The organism is Pseudomonas sivasensis (assembly GCF_052938085.1).
The window spans coordinates 183,810-205,856 of sequence record NZ_CP176442.1; the positions used below are offsets into that span (position 1 = coordinate 183,810).

Consider the following 22,047-nt stretch of genomic DNA (forward strand, 5'->3'; position numbering starts at 1 on the left):
TATCAGTCACCTGACTAAAGTGTATTGAGACGCTCGACGGCGCTGTCGGATTTGAAGGCGTATGGATACTATGCGCGCCATGCAAATACCCCTTGATCACCCCCTGCTGCAACGCATTGTCGACGACCTGGCCGAGAAAGGTTGGTCGCAGCAGAACGGCTTCCTGCCCCAGGCTCTGACCCTGGAACTGGCGGCTGAGTGCCGTAAACGTGCGGCCGAGGGTGAATTGGCACCGGCGGCGGTGGGGCGCGGACCATCCCAGGAGATCCGCGAGGGCATTCGCGGCGACCATATCCAGTGGCTGGAGGAGGGCGACGCCGCCGTCTGCGACAGCTACATGGCGTTGATGGACAGCCTGCGCCTGGCGATGAATCGAGGGCTGTTCCTCGGTCTGGAAGACTTCGAAAGCCACTTCGCGATGTACCCACCGGGGGCGTTTTACCTCAAGCACCTGGACCGTTTCCGCGACGATGACCGGCGCATGGTTTCGGCGGTGATCTACCTGAATGACGCCTGGCTGCCCGAGCATGGTGGCCAGTTGCGCATGTACCTCAAGGACGGTGTCGAATACGATGTGGTGCCTACCGGCGGTTGCCTGGTGGTGTTCCTGTCGGGCGAAGTGCCCCACGAAGTTATGCCCGCCACGCGCGAACGCCTGTCCCTCACCGGCTGGTTTCGGCGGCGGGGCAACGAGCCGTTTTAATCATGCAAAAGATACTGATCAGCCGCTGCCTGCTCGGGCACAAGGTGCGTTATGACGGCGGAGCCAGCGGGCCGTTCGATCAACTGGCTGCGTGGCAGGCCGAAGGCCGTGTGGTTGCGATCTGCCCGGAAGTGTCGGGCGGTTTGCCGACGCCCAGGCCCTCTGCCGAGATTCCCGGCGGGCAAGGCATCGATGTCTGGGAAGGTCGCGCCAAAGTGCTGACTGCCGAGGGCGAAGACTTCAGCGCTGCCTTCCTAGACGGCGCCCGCCAAGCGTTGGCGCTGGTGCAGCGCCACAACATCCGCGTCGCCATCTTAAAGGCCAATAGCCCATCCTGCGGCAATCTGCTGACCTATGACGGCACCTTCACTGGCGTAAAGGTGAGCGGCGAGGGCGTCACGGCGGCGCTGCTCAAACGCCATGGGGTGCAGGTGTTCAGTGAGCTGGAGTTGCCGGAGGCGGCACAGGCGTTGGCGCTTCTGTAGAGGCATCCCCCTCTAACCACTTCTGCGACAGCGCTTTCAACCGGCCATCGTCCTTCACCCGCTTCAACGCCCCGTCCAGGCTGGTCTTGAACGCCGGGTTGCCTTTCTGGAACGGGATTGCCAGCTCGGGTTTCTCGCTATAAGCCTCGCTGAAATCGAACTGATCCTTAAGCTCGGCAGTCAGAGCGATATGGTTGATGGCCACGTCGTATTTGCCGGTGGCAACCCCTGGCAGCAGGTCGGCGCCATCAGTGGTGATAAACGAGGGGCGCACGTCCATTTCTTTAGCCAGCAGTTCTCCCAGCTCGACTTCAAAACCGGTGAGTTTTTCGCCTTCCTTGAAGTTATAGGGCGGGGTGTTGGCTTCAAGGGCGATGCGCAGTTCACCGCGATCATTGACGTCGTCGATCAGTTCGGCATGAGCCAAGGGGCTCAGAAGGGGAAGCAAAAGTAACAGGCCAGGCGAAAAGCGCATGGTCACTCCTAAAGAATTCGAATGTGCGAGACGCCGTTCAGCATCGCTTTGCTATGGTGGTGAGTGACTTGGACAGCAATTTATCGCGAAGTTGTCATAACCCTACAGATTTCACAGAAAAACTGGAGAAGCGAATGAAAGCCCTTTTGTCCCGTGCAACGATTGCCAGCCTGTTGCTGGGTGCCTCGGTGTTGGCAAATGCCGCTGATGTGCCTCGTACCCCAGCACCCAAGGGCGCGGAGGTGTTTATCGTCTCGCCCAAAGATGGCGCCACCGTCGACAAAACCTTCACTGTCAAATTCGGCGTCAAGGGCCTGGACCTGGAGCCGATCGACAAGCAAGTGCCTAACGCCGGTCACCACCACTTGCTGGTAGACAAGGACGTGCAGTCGCTTAAAGCCGACGAAGCCATCCCGGCCACTGCAACTTCGATTCACTTCGGCAAGGCGCAAACCGAAACCGAACTGACCCTGACTCCAGGCAAGCACACCCTGCAGCTGGTAGCTGGCGACAACGTGCATCGCCAGTTCGAACCCACTGTAGCGTCGAAAGTGATCACGGTTAACGTCAAGTAAGATTTGTTCAGACAAAAAAATGGGAGGCCCCTGCGGGTCTCCCATTTTTTTTGTGCAGCGTTTAAAGCGTTAGAACAACACGCGGCTACGGATAGTGCCGTTGATGTGCTGCAGCTTCTCTTGCGCCAGGTCCGAGTACTCGGCGTCGACGTCGATCACCACGTAGCCAACCTTCTCGTTGGTCTGCAGGAACTGACCGGAGATGTTGATGCCGTTTTCCGCGAAGACCTTGTTGATCTCCATCATCACGCCAGGGATGTTCTGGTGGATGTGCAGCAGACGGTGCTTGCCAGGGTGAGCCGGCAGGGCCACTTCCGGGAAGTTCACAGACGATACCGACGTACCGTTGTCGCTGTACTTGACCAGCTTTTCCGAGACTTCCAGGCCGATGTTGGCCTGCGCTTCAGCGGTGGAGCCGCCGATATGCGGAGTCAGGATCACGTTGTCCAGGCCACGCAGTGGGCTTTCGAAGATATCGTCGTTGGAGCGAGGCTCCACCGGGAACACGTCGATGGCGGCGCCGATCAGGTGCTTGTCCTTGATCGCGTCGGCCAGGGCGTCCAGCTCGACCACAGTGCCGCGCGCGGCGTTGATCAGGATGCCGCCTTTCTTGATGGCGCGGATTTCCTTCTCGCCGATCATCCACTGGGTCTCAGCGGTTTCCGGAACGTGCAGGGTCACGATATCGGACATGCCCAGCAGCTCGGTCAGGCTCGACACCTGGGTAGCGTTGCCCAATGGCAGCTTGGTCAGGGTGTCGTAGAAGAACACCTGCATGCCCAGGCCTTCAGCCAGTACCGACAGCTGAGTGCCGATCGAGCCATAACCGACGATGCCCAGCTTCTTGCCGCGGATTTCGAAGGAGTTGGCCGCGCTTTTGATCCAGCCGCCACGGTGGCAGGAAGCGTTCTTCTCCGGGATGCCGCGCAGCAGCAGGATGGCCTCGGCCAGCACCAGCTCCGCAACGGAACGGGTGTTGGAGTACGGTGCGTTGAACACCGCGATGCCGCGTTCGCGCGCAGCGTTGAGGTCGACCTGGTTGGTGCCGATGCAGAAACAGCCGACAGCCACGAGTTTCTTGGCGTGATCGAAGATTTCTTCGGTCAGCTGAGTGCGGGAGCGAATGCCGATGAAGTGCGCGTCGGCGATCTTTTCCTTGAGCTGGGCTTCCGGCAGAGAACTGGTGATGTACTCAATGCTGGTGTACCCGGCGGCTTTCAGAACGTCGACAGCCGATGGGTGGACGCCTTCCAGAAGAAGGAACTTGATCTTGCTCTTATCGAGAGAAGTCTTGCTCATCTGCGTAAACCTGTATCCCGGAGAAAAATGGCAGGGAATCGAGCAGCGCAAGCTGACCCGGACGGCAGGAAAGCCGTCACCGCAGAAACGCCCTTGGGCTCTGTCCTGCGGGGGCGGTATGCTAGCATACGCGCCCCGCTAAACACCTATTCCTGCGACGTGAAGCGTTCTCAGGATGACCATGAATTGTTCGAGAGTTCTGTCGATGACCCATCCTGCCCTGATTGATGAGCTAAAGACCCTGGTTGAGCCCGGCAAAGTGCTGACCGACGCCGACTCCCTGGAGACTTACGGCAAGGATTGGACCAAGCACTTCGCACCCGCGCCCACCGCCATCGTGTTCCCCAAGACCATCGAGCAGGTACAGGCCATTGTCCGTTGGGCCAATGAGCACAAGGTGGCACTGGTGCCGTCTGGCGGTCGCACTGGCCTGTCTGCAGCCGCTGTTGCGGCCAATGGCGAAGTGGTCGTGTCCTTCGACTATATGAACCAGATTCTGGACGTGAACCTCACCGACCGCACCGCCGTGTGCCAGCCGGGCGTGGTCACAAAGCAATTGCAGAACGTCGCCGAAGAAAAAGGCCTGTACTACCCGGTGGACTTCGCCTCGTCCGGTTCCAGCCAGATTGGCGGCAATATCGGCACCAATGCCGGCGGGATCAAGGTTATTCGCTACGGCATGACCCGTAACTGGGTCGCCGGCATGAAAGTCGTCACCGGCAAAGGCGATGTGCTGGAACTGAACCGCGACTTAATCAAGAACGCCACCGGCTACGACATGCGCCAGCTGTTCATCGGCGCTGAAGGCACCCTGGGTTTTGTGGTCGAGGCCACCATGCGCCTGGACCGTGCGCCGAAGAACCTCACCGCCATGGTGCTTGGCACCACCGACTTCGACTCGATCATGCCGGTGCTGCACGCGTTCCAGAGCAAGCTGGACCTGACCGCGTTCGAGTTCTTCTCCGACAAAGCCCTGGCCAAAGTGCTGGGTCGTGGCGATGTGCCGGCACCGTTTGAAACCGAGTGCCCGTTCTACGCACTGCTGGAATTCGAAGCCACTACCGAAGAAGTCGCCAACCACGCGCTGGAAACCTTCGAACACTGTGTCGAACAGGGCTGGGTGCTGGACGGCGTGATGAGCCAGAGCGAAACCCAACTGCACAACCTGTGGAAACTGCGCGAGTACATCTCCGAGACCATTTCCCACTGGACGCCGTACAAGAACGATATCTCAGTCACTGTCTCCAAAGTGCCAGCGTTCTTGAAAGAAATCGACGCGATCGTCGGCGAACACTATCCGGACTTCGAAATCGTCTGGTTTGGCCACATCGGTGACGGCAACCTGCACTTGAACATTCTCAAGCCTGAAAGCCTGAGCAAGGACGAGTTCTTCGCCAAATGCGCCACCGTGAACAAATGGGTGTTCGAGACCGTTGAGAAATACAACGGCTCTATCTCCGCCGAACACGGCGTGGGCATGACCAAGCGCGATTACCTGACGTACAGCCGTTCGCCGGTCGAAATTGAATACATGAAGGCCGTCAAAGCAGTGTTCGACCCGAACGGGATCATGAACCCTGGCAAGATCTTCGCTGTTTAACCGCCCCCGAAGGAGTCGTTCCATGAGCTACCAGCACAAGTATGTCGACGGCACCAACATCCACTTCCCGGTGGGTAAAGTGGTGTGCATTGGCCGTAACTACGCCGAACATGCCAAGGAACTGGATAATCCAGTGCCGACCGAACCGTTGCTGTTCATCAAGCCCGGCAGCTGTGTCGTGGCGCTGGAAGGCGGTTTTGCCATCCCTGCCGACCGTGGCTCGGTGCACTACGAAGCGGAAATCGCGGTATTGATCGGCAAGCCGTTGTCGAACAAGCCAAGCCGTGAAGAAGTGCTGGACGCCATCTCCGGCTTCGCCCCGGCCCTGGACCTGACACTGCGTGACAAACAGGCCGAGCTGAAAGCCAAGGGCCTGCCGTGGGAAATTGCCAAATCCTTCGACGGCGCGGCAGTGATCGCACCGTTCGTGGTGGGCAGCACTTTCCCGGACGTGACCGATATCGGCATTCGCCTGACCATCAACGGCGAAGTGCGCCAGGACGGCAACAGCTCGCAAATGCTCAACCCGATCATCCCGATGATCCAGCACATGGCCGGCTGCTTCTCGCTGCAGGCTGGTGATGTGATTCTCACCGGCACCCCGGCTGGCGTGGGTCCGCTGAATGTGGGTGATGAGTTGGTGTTGGAATTGGCGGGCGTGAATCGCTTCGACAGCAGCGTTCGATAAGCACCTGGCCAACGCGGTCAAACCTGTGGGAGGGGGCTTGCCTCCGATGGCGGTGTATCAGTTAAGTGGATGTTGACTGACGCGCTGCTATCGGGGGCAAGCCCCCTCCCACATTGGAGTTGTGTCGGCCGGTAAAGCCCCGGGTTTTTGCATTTTTTTCACACGCCATCCGGATAATCCCCAGCCTCCAGAGCGCGGGCCCGTCGATCCTGTGCTATCACCTAACGCTGACTTTCCGGAAAAAGCGCCCCATGGCCGTGTCCCTGCCCTCTGCCACACCCAAGCCGCGTTCCCGTTTTGCCCTGCGCTGGTATTCCTGGCTGTTTCTGGCGGGGGCCATCTTTTATGGCGTTGCCTGGGCCATGCATTGGGATGACCGCGGCGTGCTGTGGGTGCTGGAGCGCTTCGAGACGCCCACCGAGCGCAGTGAAAGCGTATGGCTGCCGGACTACCACGCGGTCATCGACGCCAAGGTGTTGCCGGGAATGGAGAAGGACGAAGCCTCGGACGTCGCCTACAACCCGCAGACCAAAACGCTGTTTTCCGTCATGGGCAAAAACCCGTTCCTCGTTGAGTTGAGCCTGCAAGGCGATGTGCTCCGCAAGATGCCGCTCAATGGCTGGGAAAATCCGGAAGGCGTGACGGTCCTGGAAAACGGGCTGATGGCAGTGGTCGACGAGCGCCAGCACAGCCTGACCATCGTCAAGGTCGACGCGACGACCCAACAGTTGAACAAGGCTGATTTCCAGGCCTACGACCTGGGCCCGTCCAAAGACCAGAACAAAGCTTTTGAGGCGATCACCTGGGACAAGCGCAACCAGCAACTGGTGTTGGGCGAAGAGCGCCCGCCGGCGTTGTTTACCTGGAAAAGCGACGGCAGCCAGATCCTGAACGGCGATAAACAAAAACTCGCCAGCAAAGAACTGGACATGCGCAACCTCTCGGCCCTGGCTGTCGATCCGCGCACCGGCCACCTCCTTGCGCTTTCGGCCGACTCTCACCTGTTGCTGGAGCTGGACGAGAAGGGCGAACAAGTCAGCTTCATGACCTTGCTGGGCGGCTTCAATGGTCTCAACAAAACCATTCCTCGTGCGGAAGGGGTGACCATGGATGAGGAAGGCACTCTGTACATAGTGAGTGAGCCGAATCTGTTCTATCGTTTCGAAAAGCAGAAATAATCGACCAGTTACGTCGGATATTTCTCTATCAGCGGCATTCGCCAGACATCCGGGCGCGTTTAAGTTTAAATTCAGACAGGCGTGATATTCATTCGCCACTTTTGATTTTGAGCCCGCCCAATGCGCCGACTTGCCCGCCCCAAGCCCATTCTTTTTCTGTTCGTGCTGATCGCCTTGATCTGCGCCGGGGTCGCTGGGCAGCACTTTCGCTTGTTCGAGCGCGCTTGGTTCAATTGGCAGGCATGGCGTCATCCCGCCGATGAGCGTTCCATTGGCCTCGCCGATTACCGGGTAACGCTGGAGGCCCAAGTCATCGAGGGGCTCGATGACGATGTCTCGGCACTCACCTATGACCCTGTGCGCAAAAGCCTGTTTACCGTGACCAATCAAAACGCCGAACTGATCGAGTTGTCGCTGGACGGCAAGATCCTGCGGCGCATTCCCTTGGTGGGATTTGGTGATGCCGAGGCCGTGGAGTTCATCAGCGACAACATCTACGTCATCACCGATGAACGCCAACAGCGCCTGATCAAGGTGCATGTGGACGACGACACCCAGTTCCTCGACGCCGCAGATGCAGAGCAAATGACCCTGGGCCTGCATGTAGGTGGCAACAAGGGCTTTGAGGGGTTGGCCTATGACTCAGTGGGCAAGCGCCTGTTCGTGGCCAAGGAGCGCGATCCGATGTTGATCTATGAGGTCCACGGGTTTCCTCATTTCAAACCGGAAAAAACCTACTCGGTGCACGTGATCAATAACCCCAAACGTGACGCCGGGCTGTTTGTACGCGATCTGTCGAGCCTGCAATACGACGAGCGCAGCGGCCATCTGCTGGCGCTGTCGGATGAGTCATTTTTGGTGTTGGAACTGGATATCGACGGTCGCCCATTGAGCAGTCTTTCTCTACTCAATGGGCGCCATGGCCTGAAAAAACGTGTGCCTCAGGCCGAAGGGATCGCCATGGACGACGAAGGTACGTTGTACCTGGTCAGCGAGCCGAACCTGTTCTACGTGTTCAAGAAACCCAGTCCCTGACACACCGCCATTCGGGGGCAGGCCCCCTCCCACATTGGATTGGTGGTGTCCTCAGGCCTTGAGGGTTTTCACGCCTTCGGAAGTGCCCAAGAGCAGCACATCCGCCGGACGCGCAGCGAACAGGCCGTTGGTGACCACGCCGACGATGGCATTGATCTGCGTTTCAAGCTCCACCGGATTGGTGATCTGCATATTGAATACGTCGAGGATGATGTTGCCGTTGTCGGTCAGCACGCCTTCGCGGTACACCGGATCGCCGCCCAGCTTCACCAGCTCGCGGGCCACGTGGCTGCGGGCCATCGGGATGACTTCCACCGGCAGCGGGAATGCGCCGAGGACCGGTACCAGCTTGCTGGCGTCGGCGATGCAGATGAAGGTCTTGGCCACGGCCGCGACGATCTTCTCGCGAGTCAGGGCTGCGCCGCCGCCCTTGATCAGGTTCAGGTGCGCGTCGCTCTCATCGGCGCCGTCGACATAGAACTCCAGGTCGCTCACGGTGTTGAGCTCGTACACCGGAATCCCATGGCCTTTCAGGCGTGCGGCAGTGGCTTCGGAGCTGGCCACGGCGCCATCGAACGCGCCCTTGTGCTGGGCCAGCGCATCGATAAAGCAGTTGGCAGTGGAGCCGGTGCCGACACCGACGATGCTTTTGTCGTCGAGTTTAGGAAGGATTAAATCGACAGCGGCCTGGGCCACTGCCTGTTTGAGTTGATCCTGGGTCATGCGGGCTCCGGAACGGGCGGGGAGTAAAGAGGGGCGCGAGTATAACCCAACAAAACCTCGGGATTCGTGTGGTCGTACGGCCAAAAGCCGGGTTAGACTCCTCGGCCCTGCCCAACTCGCCCAGTGATTCCCGCCGATGCTTGAACAGTACGTCAAAAAGATCCTCACCTCGCGCGTTTACGACGTTGCCGTAGAAACCCCGCTGCAGACCGCCCGCCAGCTCTCCGAGCGGCTGGGCAACAAGGTCTGGCTCAAGCGCGAAGACTTGCAGCCGGTGTTCTCGTTCAAGATTCGCGGCGCGTACAACAAGCTGACTCAGTTGACGGCTGAAGAGCGCGCACGCGGCGTAGTCACGGCGTCGGCGGGCAACCATGCGCAGGGCCTGGCCCTGGCGGCCAAGGTGCTGGGGGTCAAGGCCACTATTGTGATGCCCAAGACCACCCCTGAGATCAAGGTCGAAGGCGTGCGCTCTCGCGGCGGTAAAGTGGTGCTGCATGGCGACTCTTTCCCAGAGGCGCTGGCCTACTCGCTGAAACTGGTCGACGAAAAAGGCTACGTCTACATTCACCCCTACGATGATCCGCACACCATTGCCGGGCAGGGCACCGTGGCGATGGAGATTCTGCGCCAGCATCCAGGGCCGCTGGATGCGATCTTCGTACCCGTGGGCGGCGGTGGTTTGATCGCGGGCATCGCGGCGTACGTGAAATACCTGCGCCCGGAAATCAAGGTCATCGGCGTCGAGCCGGACGACTCCAACTGCCTGCAAGCTGCCATGGCCGCGGGTGAGCGCGTGGTCTTGCCGACGGTTGGGATCTTTGCCGACGGCGTGGCGGTGGCGCAGATCGGCCAGCACACCTTTGAAATCTGCAAAGACTATGTCGACGAAGTGATCACCGTGAGCACCGATGAAATCTGTGCGGCGATCAAGGACATCTACGACGATACCCGCTCCATCACCGAGCCAGCAGGCGCGTTGGGTGTGGCCGGGATCAAGAAGTACGTTGAGACCCGTGGTGTCAGCGGCCAGACGTTCGTCGCCATCGACTCCGGGGCCAACGTCAACTTCGACCGCCTGCGCCACGTGGCTGAGCGCGCTGAGTTGGGTGAAGGCCGTGAAGCCATCATCGCCGTGACCATTCCTGAGAAACCGGGCAGTTTCAAGGCGTTCTGCGAGGCCGTGGGCAAGCGCCAGATCACCGAATTTAACTACCGCTACCACTCCGGCAGCGAGGCGCACATCTTTGTTGGCGTGCAGACCCACCCGGAAACCGACCCGCGCAGCGCGCTGATCGCCAGCCTCACCGAGCAGGGTTTCCCGGTGCTCGACCTGACAGAGAACGAACTGGCCAAGCTGCACATCCGCCATATGGTCGGTGGGCATGCCGCGCACGTCAGCAATGAAGTGGTGTTTCGCTTTGAGTTCCCGGAGCGTCCGGGGGCGCTGTTCAACTTTCTTAACAAGTTGGGCGGGCGCTGGAATATCTCGATGTTCCACTATCGCAACCACGGCGCGGCTGATGGCCGTGTGGTCGCCGGCCTGCAAGTGCCGGCGAACGAGCGTCACCTGGTACCGGCAGCGCTGGAGGCGATTGGCTACCCGTATTGGGATGAAAGTGATAACCCGGCCTACAAACTGTTCCTCGGTTGAGCGACTACGCTGATTGGGGGCAGCCTCTAAGGAATACGAAACATGGAAACCCTGATCACCCTGAAAGTTGTCCACATCGCGGCCACCGTGGTGTTGTTGCTCAGCGGCCTTGGCTTGGCGCTACTGGCCTGGCGTAAACGCAGCGCTGGCCCAGCCGTCACCGTGCAGCGTCCGTGGGCGTTTGTGTGGTTGCTGATGGGTATTTGTATGGTGAGCATGCCGTTCACCGGCTGGTGGTTGGTGCACCTGGTCGGCTGGCCATTGGGGCAGACTTGGATTCTGGGCTCCAGCATTCTCTACACCGTGGCGGCGCTGGCGTGGTTCTGGCTGGTGGCACGGCTCAATCGCCTGCGCAAAGGCGAGGGCGGCAGCCTGAATTTCACCCTGGTGCTGGCGGTGGTGAGCCTGGTGGGGTTTGTGGCGATTGCCGGGCTCATGGGCGCCAAGCCGGTTTAACGCGGTGAGGGCTTCTGTGGTGAGCCGGCTTGCCCCGCGCTGAGCTGCGAAGCGGCCCTGACAAAGGCCCGCATTTTTCCTGATAAGACCGGTTGGCAGGTTTTGGGGCTGCTTCGCAGCCCAGCGCGGGGCAAGCCCGCTCACCACGGTTACTCGCTACGCAGCGTAATCACCGGCCAACCACGCTTCTCGGCTTCAGCGCGCAGATTCGGATCCGGATCCACCGCCACCGGATGCGTCACTTGCTCCAATAGCGGCAGGTCATTCATCGAGTCGCTATAGAAGTAGCTGTCTTCCAGGCTATACCCCGTTTCTTCCAACCAACGATTCAAGCGCGTCACCTTGCCTTCTCGGAAGCACGGCACGTCAGTGCTGCGCCCGGTGTATCGGCCATTTTCCATCTCGCACTCGGTGGCGATGAGGGTTTCAACGCCCAGGCGTGCGGCAATTGGCGCGGTGACGAAACGGTTGGTGGCGGTGATGATCACCAGCTTGTCGCCAGCGGCGCGGTGCTTGGCCAGCAGTTCGACGGCCAGTGGCAGCATGATCGGCTCGATGCAGTCGCGCATATAGTCGTTGTGCCACTCATCCAGTTGGGCCATTTCGGTGCGGCCGAGGATTTCCAGGCAGAAATTCAGGTAGGCGGCGTTGTCCAGCTTGCCGGCCAGGTAGTCCTGATAGAACTCGTCGTTGCGGGCCTTGTAGGCTACCGGGTCGAGAATCCCGCGTTCGCACAGGTAATCGCCCCACGCGTGGTCGCTGTCACCGCCGATAAGGGTGTTGTCCAAGTCGAATAAAGCCAGGCGCATTGCAGTTACTCGCTGAAAAGTCTGTAAAAAGGCGTCCAGAATACGGTCTTTTCACAAGAGTGCACATAAGCTAAGAAGCCTCGTTGCCGCTTGCGCAACCTTTGTGGAACAATGCGGCGACATGCGTTTGCGAGGTTGTTGCCGTGATCGACCCCGATGGTTTCCGTCCTAATGTCGGGATTATTCTTACGAATGATGCCGGACAGGTGCTATGGGCTCGCCGAATCAACCAAGATGCCTGGCAGTTTCCTCAAGGCGGAATCAACCCCGACGAAACCCCTGAAGACGCCTTGTACCGTGAGTTGAACGAAGAAGTCGGCCTTGAGCGCGAAGATGTGCAGATTCTGGCCTGTACCCGTGGCTGGTTGCGCTATCGTTTGCCGCAACGCCTGGTGCGTACCCACAGCCAACCGCTGTGCATCGGCCAGAAGCAGAAATGGTTTCTCCTGCGCCTGATCTCCAACGAGCAGCGGGTGCGGATGGATTTGACCGGTAAACCGGAGTTCGATGGCTGGCGTTGGGTCAGCTATTGGTACCCGTTGGGCCAGGTGGTGACATTCAAGCGCGAGGTTTATCGTCGCGCTCTCAAAGAGCTTGCCCCGCGCCTTTTAGCGCGCGACTGACGACGGAGTTCGACCCCGAGCCATGCTCAATACGCTGCGCAAGATCGTCCAGGAAGTTAACTCCGCCAAGGATCTCAAGGCGGCGTTGGGGATTATTGTGTTGCGCGTCAAGGAAGCCATGGGCAGCCAGGTCTGCTCGGTTTACCTGCTGGACCCAGAGACCAACCGTTTTGTGCTGATGGCCACGGAGGGCTTGAACAAGCGCTCCATCGGCAAAGTCAGCATGGCGCCCAATGAAGGTCTGGTGGGCCTGGTGGGGACGCGTGAAGAACCCCTCAACCTTGAAAACGCGGCCGATCACCCGCGTTATCGCTACTTTGCCGAAACCGGCGAAGAGCGCTACGCGTCATTCCTCGGCGCACCGATCATTCACCACCGCCGCGTTGTCGGCGTGTTGGTCATCCAGCAAAAAGAACGCCGCCAGTTCGACGAAGGTGAAGAAGCCTTCCTCGTGACCATGAGCGCGCAGCTCGCCGGGGTTATTGCCCACGCCGAGGCCACGGGTTCGATTCGCGGCCTGGGCCGTCAGGGCAAGGGCATCCAGGAAGCCAAGTTCGTCGGCGTACCGGGTTCGCCGGGTGCTGCCGTCGGTACGGCGGTGGTCATGCTGCCACCGGCCGACCTCGATGTGGTGCCGGACAAGACCGTCAACGACATCGACGCCGAAATCAAACTGTTCAAGACCGCCCTGGAAGGCGTGCGCGCCGACATGCGCAACCTGTCGACCAAGCTGGCCACCCAACTGCGCCCTGAAGAACGTGCGCTGTTCGACGTTTACCAGATGATGCTCGACGACGCGTCCCTCGGGAACGAAGTCAAAACCGTGATCAAGACCGGTCAATGGGCCCAGGGCGCACTGCGCCAAGTGGTCACTGATCACGTCAACCGTTTCGAATTGATGGACGACGCCTACCTGCGCGAGCGTGCCTCGGATGTGCGCGACCTGGGTCGCCGTCTGCTGGCTTACCTGCAGGAAGACCGCACCACCAACCTGGTCTACCCCGACAACACCATCCTGATCAGTGAAGAACTGACCGCCACCATGCTCGGCGAAGTGCCGGAAGGCAAACTGGTGGGATTGGTCTCGGTTCTCGGTTCGGGTAACTCCCACGTCGCGATCCTGGCCCGCGCCATGGGCATTCCGACGGTGATGGGTCTGGTGGACCTGCCGTACTCCAAGGTCGATGGCATCGACATGATCGTCGATGGCCACCGTGGTGAAGTCTTCACCAACCCCAGCGACGTGCTGCGCAAGCAATACGCCGAAGTGGTGGAAGAAGAGAAACAACTGGCGCTGGGCCTGGATTCATTGCGCGAGTTGCCGTGCGTGACCACTGATGGTCACCGCGTACCGCTGTTGGTGAATACCGGACTGCTGGCCGACGTGGCCCGGGCGCAGCAGCGCGGCGCCGAGGGCGTGGGGCTGTACCGCACCGAAGTGCCGTTCATGATCAACCAGCGTTTCCCGAGTGAGAAGGAGCAGCTGGCGATTTATCGCGAGCAACTGCAAGCCTTCCACCCGTTGCCGGTGACCATGCGCAGCCTGGACATCGGCGGCGACAAGTCACTGTCGTATTTCCCGATCAAGGAAGACAACCCCTTCCTCGGCTGGCGAGGCATTCGCGTGACGCTCGACCACCCGGAAATTTTCCTCGTACAGACTCGCGCCATGCTTAAGGCCAGCGAAGGCCTGAACAACCTACGCATCCTGTTGCCGATGATCTCCGGCACTCATGAGCTGGAGGAGGCGCTCCATTTGATCCACCGCGCCTGGGGCGAGGTGCGCGACGAAGGCGCTGACGTACCGATGCCGCCGATTGGCGTCATGATCGAAATTCCAGCGGCGGTGTACCAGGCCAAAGAACTGGCGCGGCAGGTGGACTTCCTGTCGGTCGGCTCCAACGACCTGACCCAATACCTGCTGGCCGTGGACCGCAACAACCCACGGGTAGCCGATCTCTACGACTATCTGCACCCGGCGGTGCTGCAAGCGCTGCAACACGTAGTGCGCGACGCCCATGCCGAAGGCAAACCGGTGAGCATCTGCGGTGAAATGGCTGGTGATCCGGCGGCGGCGGTGCTGTTGATGGCGATGGGCTTTGACAGCCTGTCGATGAACGCCACCAACTTGCCGAAGGTGAAGTGGATGTTGCGCCAAGTCGAGCTGAGTATGGCCAAGGATCTGCTGGCGGAGTTGATGACCATCGACAACCCGCAAGTTATCCACAGCTCGCTGCAATTGGCGCTGAAGAACCTTGGGCTGACACGGATGATCAATCCGGCCTCTGCCAAGACCCTCTAACGCCTGGCGGCGATCAAAAATGTGGGAGGGGGCTTGCTCCCGATGGCGGTGTGTCAGTACCAGATATTCTGACTGACACACTGCCATCGGGAGCAAGCCCCCTCCCACATTGGTTTTGTGGTGTGTCTAGAGCGTGAGTTCGACTTCGCCGAGTCGGCCACCATGGGGCCCAAAACTACGTTCCACCATCCGCCGCGTGCCATCGGCATTTACAATCAGCGCCGTACTCGCCCGTGTTCCATAACTTGGGCTGGCGATAAATACGCTCGATAACAGGCTTTCAGTCGCCAACCCCACGCCGGTATCCGGCAACTCAGCAAAGGGCGCGATCTGCGGATCGCTCAGAATCTCCAGTAGCGCTTCGGGTTGCGGATTGTTCAGCAACTCACTCAGCGCAGCTTTGGCCTTAAGCAGTTTCGGCCAAGGCGTATCCAGCCCTGCGTTGGATAACCCGTACACGCCCGCTTTCAACTGCGTGGGCTCGGTGTGATTGGCGTTGTAATGCCACAACTCATCCCGCGTGCCCACCAGCAGGTTAAACCCGGCGTATTCAATCGATCGGCCGTTAACGTCGGCCAAGTAGTCGTCAATGGGCAGTGAACCGCTGAGAAAGCGCGCCACCAATTCCCCGCGCGACTTGCGTGCAGGCGGTTGGTGGGGATCACGGATATTGGTCAGGGCAGCAAATCGCCCATCGGCATTCACGCCAAGCCAAGTGCCGCCTGCTTCCTGATCGCGACCGGCATAGATTTCGGGCACGTCCGGCCACTGGGCCAGCGGCAGACTGGGGCGGGCATAGAACTCGTCACGGTTGGCCGCGACGATCAGCGGTTGGGCGTGGCCCGGCCGCCAGGCGAAAACAATCAGGCACATCAGGCGATTCCCTTTTGTGTTTTTTGCCACTCTACCCACACCGGCAGCGGTGTTCCATCGTATCCAGTTGGGCCGCATGCCTTCCATCCGTTAACATGCCGGACTTGATTCGGGGGCTCCCATGGAATTTCTGCTGTATTTGCTGCTGGGCGCCTGTGCGGGTGTGCTCGCCGGGCTGTTTGGCGTGGGCGGCGGGATCATTATCGTGCCGGTGCTGGTGTTCAGCTTCACCTTGCAGGGCTTCGACCCGCAGGTGCTGACTCACTTGGCCGTAGGCACATCCTTGGCGACGATCATCTTTACCTCGGTCAATGCCGTGCGTGAGCACCACCGACGTGGCGCGGTGCGTTGGCCGATCTTTGTGTGGATGACCGTGGGCATCCTGATCGGTGCAGGTTTCGGTGCGCTGACCGCCGAGGCGATTTCCGGTCCGCATTTGCAGAAGATCATTGGCGTGTTCGCGCTGATCATCGCCGTGCAACTGGCCCTGGAGGTCAAGCCCAAGGCCAGTCGAACGGTGCCAGGCAAGGTCGGCCTGACCCTGGCCGGTACGGTGATTGGCTGGGCTTCGGCCATTTTCGGCATCGGGGGCGGCTCGCTGACCGTGCCGTTTTTGACCTGGCGCAGCGTGCCGATGCAACAGGCGGTGGCCACCTCGTCCGCCTGTGGCCTGCCGATTGCCCTGGCCAGTGCATTAAGTTTCATGATTCTGGGCTGGCATGACCCGCTGTTGCCCGCTCATAGTCTAGGGTTCGTGTATTTACCGGCGCTGCTGGGCATTGCCCTGACCAGTATGGTGTTTGCCCGCTTTGGCGCACGCCTGGCGCATCGATTGTCGCCGCGGTTGCTAAAGCGGTTGTTCGCCGGCTTGCTGTTTTGCGTGGGTTTAAACTTTTTGCTGTAACGCAGACTTAATCGCGCCCGGGCATGGTCCGGTCGCCATAACGCATGATTTAACGAGGAGTCGCAATGCTGCCTTACCCGCAGATCGACCCGGTGGCTCTGGCCATCGGTCCGCTGAAAATCCACTGGTACGGGTTGATGTACCTGATCGGCATCGGCGGCGCTTGGCTGCTGGCCTCCCGCCGCCTGAACCGTTTCGACCCGACCTGGACCAAGGAGAAACTCTCCGACATGGTCTTCTGGCTGTCCATGGGGGTCATCGTCGGCGGGCGTCTGGGGTATGTGCTGTTCTACGATCTGTCCGCCTACATCGCCAATCCGACACTGATTTTCGAAGTGTGGAAGGGCGGCATGGCGTTCCACGGCGGGTTTATCGGCGTAATGATTGCTGCCTGGTGGTTCGGCCGCCGCAATGGCAAGTCGTTCTTCCAACTGATGGACTTCGTTGCGCCGCTGGTGCCGATTGGCCTGGGCGCCGGGCGTATCGGTAACTTCATCAACGCCGAGCTCTGGGGCAAGCCGACCGACGTGCCGTGGGCCATGGTGTTCCCGCCCTTCAGCGACCCGGCACAACTGCCGCGCCATCCGTCGCAGCTATACCAGTTCGCACTGGAAGGTGTGGCACTGTTCCTCATTCTGTACATTTTCTCGCGCAAACCGCGCCCGACCATGGCCGTTTCCGGCATGTTCGCGCTGTTTTACGGCATCTTCCGTTTCATCGTCGAGTTCGTACGTGTGCCGGATGCGCAGTTGGGTTACCTGGCGTGGGGCTGGCTGACCATGGGTCAGGTGTTGAGCATCCCAATGATCCTCGTGGGGCTGGGCCTGCTGTGGTGGGCGTACAATCGCCCGCAGCCGCTGAAGAACACCGCGCTTTAAATTCGAATGCCGGGGCCTGCGTGCGGGCTCCGGCTTCAACGATACGGGTACTTACATGAAGCAATATCTCGAACTACTGAACGACGTCGTGACCAATGGCCTGACCAAGGGCGATCGCACCGGCACCGGCACCAAGGCCGTGTTCGCCCGTCAGTATCGGCATAACTTGGCCGACGGCTTCCCGCTGCTGACCACCAAGAAGCTTCACTTCAAAAGCATCGCCAATGAGCTGATCTGGATGTTGAGCGGCAACACCAATATCAAGTGGCTCAACGAAAACGGCGTGAAGATTTGGGACGAATGGGCCACCGAAGACGGCGACCTGGGCCCGGTCTACGGCGAGCAGTGGACTGCCTGGCCGACCAAAGACGGCGGCACGATCAACCAGATCGACTACATGGTGCACACGCTCAAGACCAACCCCAACAGCCGTCGCATTCTGTTCCACGGCTGGAACGTCGAATACCTGCCGGACGAAACCAAGAGCCCACAGGAAAACGCGCGCAACGGCAAACAAGCCCTGCCACCGTGCCACCTGCTGTACCAGGCGTTCGTGCATGACGGCCATCTGTCGATGCAGTTGTACATCCGCAGCTCCGACGTATTCCTTGGTCTGCCATACAACACCGCGGCCCTGGCGTTGCTCACCCATATGTTGGCCCAACAGTGCGACTTGATCCCTCACGAGATCATCGTCACCACTGGCGATACCCATGCCTACAGCAACCATATGGAACAGATCCGGACCCAACTGGCGCGTACACCGAAGAAGCTGCCGGAGTTGGTGATCAAGCGTAAGCCGGCGTCGATCTACGATTACAAGTTCGAAGATTTTGAGATTGTGGGCTATGACGCTGATCCAAGCATCAAGGCCGATGTCGCTATCTAGCGTCTGACGCCGTCCAATGTGGGAGGGGGCTTGCCCCCGATTGCGGTGGGTCAGTCACCCAATACTTAACTGACCCACCGCCATCGGGGGCAAGCCCCCTCCCACATTTGGCCCGTTTAATGGCCGTGGCTTCTGCCTACATGTGAGGGCTCAGCCTCGCTGGCCTGCATACTCCCGCTGACCTCCAACTGCTGCAAAATCCCACAGTGATCCCCGCCGCCACAGCGTTGGCGCAAGTCCAGCAACTGCACCTGCAACGCCAATAGCCCGTCGATCCGCGCTTTCACATGGTGGATATGCTCGTCGACCAACGCATTCACGCTTTCGCATTGGTCCTGTGGGCTGTCGCGCAGGCTGAGCAGGCTGCGGATTTCTTCGAGGGTCATGTCGAGGCTGCGGCAGTTGCGGATAAAGATCAGCCGCTCGGTGTGCGCCTGGGTGTACACGCGGTAATTGGCGTCGGTGCGCGCCGGTGGCGGCAGCAGGCCTTCTTTCTCGTAATAACGGATGGTTTCCACCTGACAGTCAGTCAGTTTGGCCAATTCGCCGATCTTCATCGCAGCAATCTCCAAATGGGTGCTTGACCCTATAGTGGCTACAGGGTCTTTACTTGGCAACAGGCACCTTTACGGACGCGACCGAATGAGCGACTCCATCCACACCCTTCATAAACACGATCACGATCATGGCCCTAAGAAACTCACGCCTGTGCATAACCACGGCCACGGTGGTGCCTGCTGTTCCGGCACTCCAGCACCGGAGTTGGTGCAATTGAGCGAAGCGCCCACCGCCGGCTCGCGCCTCAGCACCTTCCGCATCGAAGCCATGGACTGCCCCACCGAGCAAACGCTGATCCAGAACAAACTGGGCAAGTTGGCGGGTGTGCAGCAATTGGAATTTAACCTGATCAACCGCATCCTCGGCGTCACCCACGACTTGCCGAGTACCGCGCCGATCATCGATGCCATCAAGTCCTTGGGCATGCAGGCCGACCCGATCGAGGAAGGTACCCCGGCTGCCGAACCGCCTGCCAAAAAACACTGGTGGCCGTTGGCGTTGTCCGGCGTCGGTGCGTTGGGCGCCGAAGTGCTGCACTTCACGAATGCCGCGCCGACGTGGGTCATCGCCCTCGTGGCGCTGGTGTCGATCCTCAGCGGCGGCCTCACCACCTATAAAAAGGGCTGGATCGCCCTGAAGAACCTCAACCTGAACATCAACGCCTTAATGAGCATCGCCGTGACGGGCGCGATCCTGATCGGCCAGTGGCCGGAAGCCGCCATGGTGATGTTCCTGTTCACCGTCGCCGAGCTGATTGAAGCCAAGTCCCTGGACCGTGCGCGCAATGCCATCAGCGGCTTGATGCAGATGACCCCGGAACAGGCCACGGTGCAGCAGGCCGACGGTAACTGGGTTGAGCAGGAGGTTAAAAGCATCGAACTGGGCGCCATCGTCCGGGTTAAACCCGGCGAGCGCATCGGCCTGGACGGTGAAGTCACCGCAGGTCAATCCACCATCGACCAGGCGCCGATCACCGGGGAAAGCCTGCCGATTGAAAAAGCTGTGGGCGATAAAGTCTTCGCCGGCACCATTAACCAAGCCGGCTCCCTGGAATACAAAGTCACGGCAGCGGCCAATAACTCCACACTGGCGCGGATCATCCACGCCGTCGAGCAAGCACAAGGCGCACGGGCTCCGACCCAGCGCTTCGTCGACAGTTTTTCCAAGGTCTACACCCCGGCCGTCTTCCTGTTTGCCTTGGGTGTAGCGATTATTCCGCCGCTGTTCATGGCCGGTGTCTGGTTCGACTGGATCTACCGCGCCCTGGTGCTGCTGGTGGTCGCCTGCCCCTGCGCGTTGGTGATCTCCACTCCGGTGACGATCGTCAGCGGCCTGGCGGCGGCGGCGCGCAAAGGCATCCTGATCAAGGGCGGCGTGTACCTGGAGGGTGGTTACAAGCTCGACTACCTGGCGCTGGACAAGACCGGCACCATCACGCACGGCAAACCGGTGCAGACCGATTACTTGGCGTTGTTCCCAAACGTCGAGGACAGCGCACCGGCCCTCGCCGCCAGTTTGGCTGGGCGTTCTGACCACCCGGTGTCGTTGGCCATCGCGAATGCGGCTGTGGATAAAAACCTGCCGGTGCACGTTGTGGATAACTTCGAAGCCCTGGCCGGTCGTGGTGTGCGCGGCGATATCAAGGGTGAGACTTACCACTTGGGCAACCACCGTCTGGTGGAAGACCTCGGCCTGTGCTCGCCTGAGCTGGAAGAAAAGCTGTTCGCGCTGGAGAAGCAAGGAAAGTCCGTGGTGTTGCTGCTCGATAAGTCCGGCCCCCTGGCGCTGTTCGCCGTGGCCGATACCGTCAAGGACAGCAGTCGCGAGGCCATTCAGCAATTGCACGAGTTGGGCATCAAAACCCTGATGCTCACCGGCGACAACACCCACACCGCCCAGGCGATTGCGGCCCAGGTCGGCATCGACCAGGCTCAAGGCGACCTGTTGCCCACCGACAAACTGCAAGCCATCGAAACCCTCTACGGCCAAGGCCACCGGGTGGGCATGGTCGGCGACGGCATCAACGACGCCCCGGCCCTGGCCCGCGCCGAGATCGGTTTTGCAATGGCCGCTGCTGGTACCGACACTGCCATCGAGACTGCCGACGTGGCGCTGATGGACGATGATTTGCGCAAGATACCGGCATTCATTCGTTTGTCGCGGCAAACGTCGAGTATCCTCAAGCAGAACATCGCCCTGGCGCTGGTGATCAAGGCGATCTTCCTCGCAGTCACTTTCCTGGGGATGGCCACCATGTGGATGGCGGTCTTCGCCGACATGGGCGTGAGCCTGCTGGTGGTGTTCAATGGCCTGCGCCTGTTGCGCAAATAAACGATGAGAGGGCGGTGTGCTGAGTGCTGAGCTGAAGGCGTTTTTTATGGTCGCCCGCCTGGGCAGTATTACCCAGGCGGCGAAAAAACTCGGCCTGAGCCAGCCCACAGTCACCACCCAGATCCGAAACCTGGAAAGCCAGTACGGCGTTGAGCTGTTCTACCGCGGTGGTCGCCGCCTCACGGTCAGTGATGACGGCGCCCGGTTGCTGCCGATGGTCAAGGCGTTGTTGCAGCAGGAAGCGGACATCGAGTTTTTCCTGCGCAACAGTGGTCAACTCCAGGGCGCTTTGCGCATTGCCGCGACAGCGCCGTATTACATCCTCGACCTGGTCAAAGCCTTTCGCGAACGCCTGCCCCATGTGGAGGTGTCGGTGGACATCGGCAATTCTCAGCAGGTACTCGAAGCGCTGGACGAGTACCGCGTAGACGTCGCCGCCTCTTCGCAGTTGCTGGAAGACCCGCGTTTGATCCGCCGCGTATTGGGCACTGATCCTCTGGTGTTGGCGGTGCATCGCAATCATCCCCTGGCCAAGCTTGATCATGTGCCATTGACTGCCCTGGCCGGACACACCTTATTGATGCGCGAAGCAGGTTCCACCACCCGACGGCTTACCGAGGAAATGCTGCAGGGTGCTGGGGTGAGCTATGGGCCGTTGCTGGAGATCGGCAGTCGCGAGTCAATCCGGGAGGCGGTGTTGCGCAATATCGGTATCAGCATCATTGCTCGACAGGAAGTGCCCCATGATCCGCAGTTGCGGGTGTTGACCATTGAGAATGCGCCGCAGATTCCGGAGTACCTGTACTGCCTCAAAGAACGAAAAGGCGCTCGCCTGCCGGCGGCGTTTCTAGGGTTGGCGCAGGAAATGTCGCCAATTTAGAGGTTTGGTGGCTGCCTTTAGGGCCAATCGGGGGCAAGCCCCCTCCCACACTTGGGATGTGTTCGCAGATTAAAATGTGGGAGGGGGCTTGCCCCCGATTGCGGTAAACCAGGCACCCCCCTCCAAATCACC

The 22,047-nt window shown here is 60.0% G+C and carries 22 protein-coding genes; 16 read left to right on the forward strand and 6 right to left on the reverse strand.

The window, feature by feature from the left end:
* Nucleotides 1–70: 70 nt before the first annotated feature.
* Complete coding sequence (locus tag ACKZ62_RS00890) at nt 71–703, forward strand: 2OG-Fe(II) oxygenase (protein ID WP_095185157.1); 633 nt, start codon at nt 71–73, stop codon at nt 701–703.
* A gap of 2 nt (nt 704–705) precedes the next feature.
* Nucleotides 706–1,188, forward strand: a complete 483-nt coding sequence (locus ACKZ62_RS00895) for a 2-thiouracil desulfurase family protein (protein ID WP_032884217.1) — start codon at nt 706–708, stop codon at nt 1,186–1,188.
* On the opposite strand, the gene ACKZ62_RS00900 is transcribed toward ACKZ62_RS00895, so the two are convergent.
* Complete coding sequence (locus tag ACKZ62_RS00900; protein ID WP_095185156.1) at nt 1,139–1,663, reverse strand: transporter substrate-binding domain-containing protein; 525 nt, start codon at nt 1,661–1,663, stop codon at nt 1,139–1,141. The genes ACKZ62_RS00895 and ACKZ62_RS00900 overlap by 50 nt on opposite strands.
* Before the next feature lie 134 nt (nt 1,664–1,797).
* Between ACKZ62_RS00900 and ACKZ62_RS00905 the strand changes: the two genes are divergently transcribed.
* Nucleotides 1,798–2,238, forward strand: coding sequence for a DUF4399 domain-containing protein (locus tag ACKZ62_RS00905; protein WP_447096226.1), 441 nt, complete (start codon nt 1,798–1,800; stop codon nt 2,236–2,238).
* A 69-nt stretch (nt 2,239–2,307) separates the two neighbouring features.
* On the opposite strand, the gene serA is transcribed toward ACKZ62_RS00905, so the two are convergent.
* Nucleotides 2,308–3,537 (reverse strand): phosphoglycerate dehydrogenase, encoded by a 1,230-nt coding sequence (gene serA / locus ACKZ62_RS00910; protein ID WP_003176761.1) that lies wholly within the window; start codon nt 3,535–3,537, stop codon nt 2,308–2,310.
* Nucleotides 3,538–3,742: 205 nt separating this feature from the next.
* On the opposite strand from serA, the gene ACKZ62_RS00915 reads away from it, so the two are divergent.
* The 4 genes from ACKZ62_RS00915 to ACKZ62_RS00930 all read left to right on the forward strand — a co-directional run bounded on the left by ACKZ62_RS00915 (nt 3,743) and on the right by ACKZ62_RS00930 (nt 8,038).
* Nucleotides 3,743–5,137 (forward strand): D-2-hydroxyglutarate dehydrogenase, encoded by a 1,395-nt coding sequence (locus tag ACKZ62_RS00915; RefSeq protein ID WP_032884215.1) that lies wholly within the window; start codon nt 3,743–3,745, stop codon nt 5,135–5,137.
* Nucleotides 5,138–5,159: 22 nt separating this feature from the next.
* Complete coding sequence (locus ACKZ62_RS00920; RefSeq protein WP_032884213.1) at nt 5,160–5,825, forward strand: fumarylacetoacetate hydrolase family protein; 666 nt, start codon at nt 5,160–5,162, stop codon at nt 5,823–5,825.
* A 251-nt stretch (nt 5,826–6,076) separates the two neighbouring features.
* On the forward strand, nt 6,077–7,003 hold the full coding sequence (locus ACKZ62_RS00925) for an SdiA-regulated domain-containing protein (RefSeq protein ID WP_095185154.1): 927 nt from the start codon (nt 6,077–6,079) through the stop codon (nt 7,001–7,003).
* 120 nt (nt 7,004–7,123) lie between these two features.
* Nucleotides 7,124–8,038 (forward strand): SdiA-regulated domain-containing protein, encoded by a 915-nt coding sequence (locus ACKZ62_RS00930; RefSeq protein WP_181639293.1) that lies wholly within the window; start codon nt 7,124–7,126, stop codon nt 8,036–8,038.
* Between the two features lie 51 nt (nt 8,039–8,089).
* Here ACKZ62_RS00930 and rpiA read toward each other — a convergent pair whose 3' ends face one another.
* Nucleotides 8,090–8,761, reverse strand: coding sequence for a ribose-5-phosphate isomerase RpiA (gene rpiA, locus ACKZ62_RS00935; protein WP_017253881.1), 672 nt, complete (start codon nt 8,759–8,761; stop codon nt 8,090–8,092).
* A gap of 136 nt (nt 8,762–8,897) precedes the next feature.
* Between rpiA and ilvA the strand changes: the two genes are divergently transcribed.
* Both ilvA and ACKZ62_RS00945 read left to right on the forward strand, forming a co-directional pair.
* A complete protein-coding gene (gene ilvA / locus ACKZ62_RS00940) occupies nt 8,898–10,412 on the forward strand; it encodes a threonine ammonia-lyase, biosynthetic (protein WP_032884206.1) in 1,515 nt (504 codons plus the stop codon).
* A 42-nt stretch (nt 10,413–10,454) separates the two neighbouring features.
* On the forward strand, nt 10,455–10,868 hold the full coding sequence (locus tag ACKZ62_RS00945; protein ID WP_095185153.1) for a DUF2269 family protein: 414 nt from the start codon (nt 10,455–10,457) through the stop codon (nt 10,866–10,868).
* A gap of 149 nt (nt 10,869–11,017) precedes the next feature.
* On the opposite strand, the gene ACKZ62_RS00950 is transcribed toward ACKZ62_RS00945, so the two are convergent.
* Nucleotides 11,018–11,677 (reverse strand): histidinol-phosphatase, encoded by a 660-nt coding sequence (locus ACKZ62_RS00950; protein ID WP_032884204.1) that lies wholly within the window; start codon nt 11,675–11,677, stop codon nt 11,018–11,020.
* 143 nt (nt 11,678–11,820) lie between these two features.
* On the opposite strand from ACKZ62_RS00950, the gene ACKZ62_RS00955 reads away from it, so the two are divergent.
* Together ACKZ62_RS00955 and ptsP are read left to right on the forward strand one after the other, a co-directional pair.
* The gene (locus ACKZ62_RS00955) at nt 11,821–12,300 is read left to right on the forward strand and encodes an RNA pyrophosphohydrolase (protein ID WP_003176750.1); all 480 of its coding nucleotides are present in this window, start codon (nt 11,821–11,823) and stop codon (nt 12,298–12,300) included.
* 22 nt (nt 12,301–12,322) lie between these two features.
* On the forward strand, nt 12,323–14,602 hold the full coding sequence (ptsP, locus tag ACKZ62_RS00960) for a phosphoenolpyruvate--protein phosphotransferase (protein ID WP_032884201.1): 2,280 nt from the start codon (nt 12,323–12,325) through the stop codon (nt 14,600–14,602).
* Nucleotides 14,603–14,728: 126 nt separating this feature from the next.
* Here the strand turns inward: ptsP and ACKZ62_RS00965 are convergent, their stop codons facing one another.
* Complete coding sequence (locus ACKZ62_RS00965) at nt 14,729–15,475, reverse strand: NRDE family protein (protein WP_032884199.1); 747 nt, start codon at nt 15,473–15,475, stop codon at nt 14,729–14,731.
* A 121-nt stretch (nt 15,476–15,596) separates the two neighbouring features.
* On the opposite strand from ACKZ62_RS00965, the gene ACKZ62_RS00970 reads away from it, so the two are divergent.
* The 3 genes from ACKZ62_RS00970 (at nt 15,597) to ACKZ62_RS00980 (ending at nt 18,146) form a co-directional block, all read left to right on the forward strand.
* On the forward strand, nt 15,597–16,379 hold the full coding sequence (locus tag ACKZ62_RS00970; RefSeq protein WP_032884198.1) for a sulfite exporter TauE/SafE family protein: 783 nt from the start codon (nt 15,597–15,599) through the stop codon (nt 16,377–16,379).
* Between the two features lie 65 nt (nt 16,380–16,444).
* Complete coding sequence (gene lgt, locus ACKZ62_RS00975; protein ID WP_032884196.1) at nt 16,445–17,257, forward strand: prolipoprotein diacylglyceryl transferase; 813 nt, start codon at nt 16,445–16,447, stop codon at nt 17,255–17,257.
* A gap of 55 nt (nt 17,258–17,312) precedes the next feature.
* Nucleotides 17,313–18,146: a thymidylate synthase gene (locus ACKZ62_RS00980; RefSeq protein ID WP_015886389.1), complete on the forward strand. Its 834-nt coding sequence runs from the start codon at nt 17,313–17,315 to the stop codon at nt 18,144–18,146.
* Between the two features lie 116 nt (nt 18,147–18,262).
* On the opposite strand, the gene cadR is transcribed toward ACKZ62_RS00980, so the two are convergent.
* Nucleotides 18,263–18,703: a Cd(II)/Pb(II)-responsive transcriptional regulator gene (gene cadR / locus ACKZ62_RS00985; protein ID WP_032884195.1), complete on the reverse strand. Its 441-nt coding sequence runs from the start codon at nt 18,701–18,703 to the stop codon at nt 18,263–18,265.
* Between the two features lie 85 nt (nt 18,704–18,788).
* Here cadR and ACKZ62_RS00990 point away from each other — a divergent pair, with 85 nt between their 5' ends.
* Both ACKZ62_RS00990 and ACKZ62_RS00995 read left to right on the forward strand, forming a co-directional pair.
* The gene (locus ACKZ62_RS00990) at nt 18,789–21,035 is read left to right on the forward strand and encodes a heavy metal translocating P-type ATPase (RefSeq protein ID WP_447096227.1); all 2,247 of its coding nucleotides are present in this window, start codon (nt 18,789–18,791) and stop codon (nt 21,033–21,035) included.
* Between the two features lie 16 nt (nt 21,036–21,051).
* Complete coding sequence (locus tag ACKZ62_RS00995; RefSeq protein ID WP_032884193.1) at nt 21,052–21,915, forward strand: LysR family transcriptional regulator; 864 nt, start codon at nt 21,052–21,054, stop codon at nt 21,913–21,915.
* Nucleotides 21,916–22,047: the final 132 nt, after the last annotated feature.

Coding starts and splice junctions, on each gene's coding strand:
- serA (WP_003176761.1), bottom strand. CDS start 3,537: ATGAGCAAGACTTCTCTCGATAAGAGCAAGATCAAGTTCCTTCTTCTG.
- ilvA (WP_032884206.1), top strand. CDS start 8,898: ATGCTTGAACAGTACGTCAAAAAGATCCTCACCTCGCGCGTTTACGAC.
- lgt (WP_032884196.1), top strand. CDS start 16,445: ATGCTGCCTTACCCGCAGATCGACCCGGTGGCTCTGGCCATCGGTCCG.
- ptsP (WP_032884201.1), top strand. CDS start 12,323: ATGCTCAATACGCTGCGCAAGATCGTCCAGGAAGTTAACTCCGCCAAG.
- cadR (WP_032884195.1), bottom strand. CDS start 18,703: ATGAAGATCGGCGAATTGGCCAAACTGACTGACTGTCAGGTGGAAACC.
- ACKZ62_RS00900 (WP_095185156.1), bottom strand. CDS start 1,663: ATGCGCTTTTCGCCTGGCCTGTTACTTTTGCTTCCCCTTCTGAGCCCC.
- ACKZ62_RS00970 (WP_032884198.1), top strand. CDS start 15,597: ATGGAATTTCTGCTGTATTTGCTGCTGGGCGCCTGTGCGGGTGTGCTC.
- ACKZ62_RS00915 (WP_032884215.1), top strand. CDS start 3,743: ATGACCCATCCTGCCCTGATTGATGAGCTAAAGACCCTGGTTGAGCCC.
- ACKZ62_RS00925 (WP_095185154.1), top strand. CDS start 6,077: ATGGCCGTGTCCCTGCCCTCTGCCACACCCAAGCCGCGTTCCCGTTTT.
- ACKZ62_RS00890 (WP_095185157.1), top strand. CDS start 71: ATGCGCGCCATGCAAATACCCCTTGATCACCCCCTGCTGCAACGCATT.
- ACKZ62_RS00945 (WP_095185153.1), top strand. CDS start 10,455: ATGGAAACCCTGATCACCCTGAAAGTTGTCCACATCGCGGCCACCGTG.
- ACKZ62_RS00920 (WP_032884213.1), top strand. CDS start 5,160: ATGAGCTACCAGCACAAGTATGTCGACGGCACCAACATCCACTTCCCG.
- ACKZ62_RS00965 (WP_032884199.1), bottom strand. CDS start 15,475: ATGTGCCTGATTGTTTTCGCCTGGCGGCCGGGCCACGCCCAACCGCTG.
- ACKZ62_RS00980 (WP_015886389.1), top strand. CDS start 17,313: ATGAAGCAATATCTCGAACTACTGAACGACGTCGTGACCAATGGCCTG.
- ACKZ62_RS00905 (WP_447096226.1), top strand. CDS start 1,798: ATGAAAGCCCTTTTGTCCCGTGCAACGATTGCCAGCCTGTTGCTGGGT.
- ACKZ62_RS00990 (WP_447096227.1), top strand. CDS start 18,789: ATGAGCGACTCCATCCACACCCTTCATAAACACGATCACGATCATGGC.
- ACKZ62_RS00895 (WP_032884217.1), top strand. CDS start 706: ATGCAAAAGATACTGATCAGCCGCTGCCTGCTCGGGCACAAGGTGCGT.
- rpiA (WP_017253881.1), bottom strand. CDS start 8,761: ATGACCCAGGATCAACTCAAACAGGCAGTGGCCCAGGCCGCTGTCGAT.
- ACKZ62_RS00930 (WP_181639293.1), top strand. CDS start 7,124: ATGCGCCGACTTGCCCGCCCCAAGCCCATTCTTTTTCTGTTCGTGCTG.
- ACKZ62_RS00950 (WP_032884204.1), bottom strand. CDS start 11,677: ATGCGCCTGGCTTTATTCGACTTGGACAACACCCTTATCGGCGGTGAC.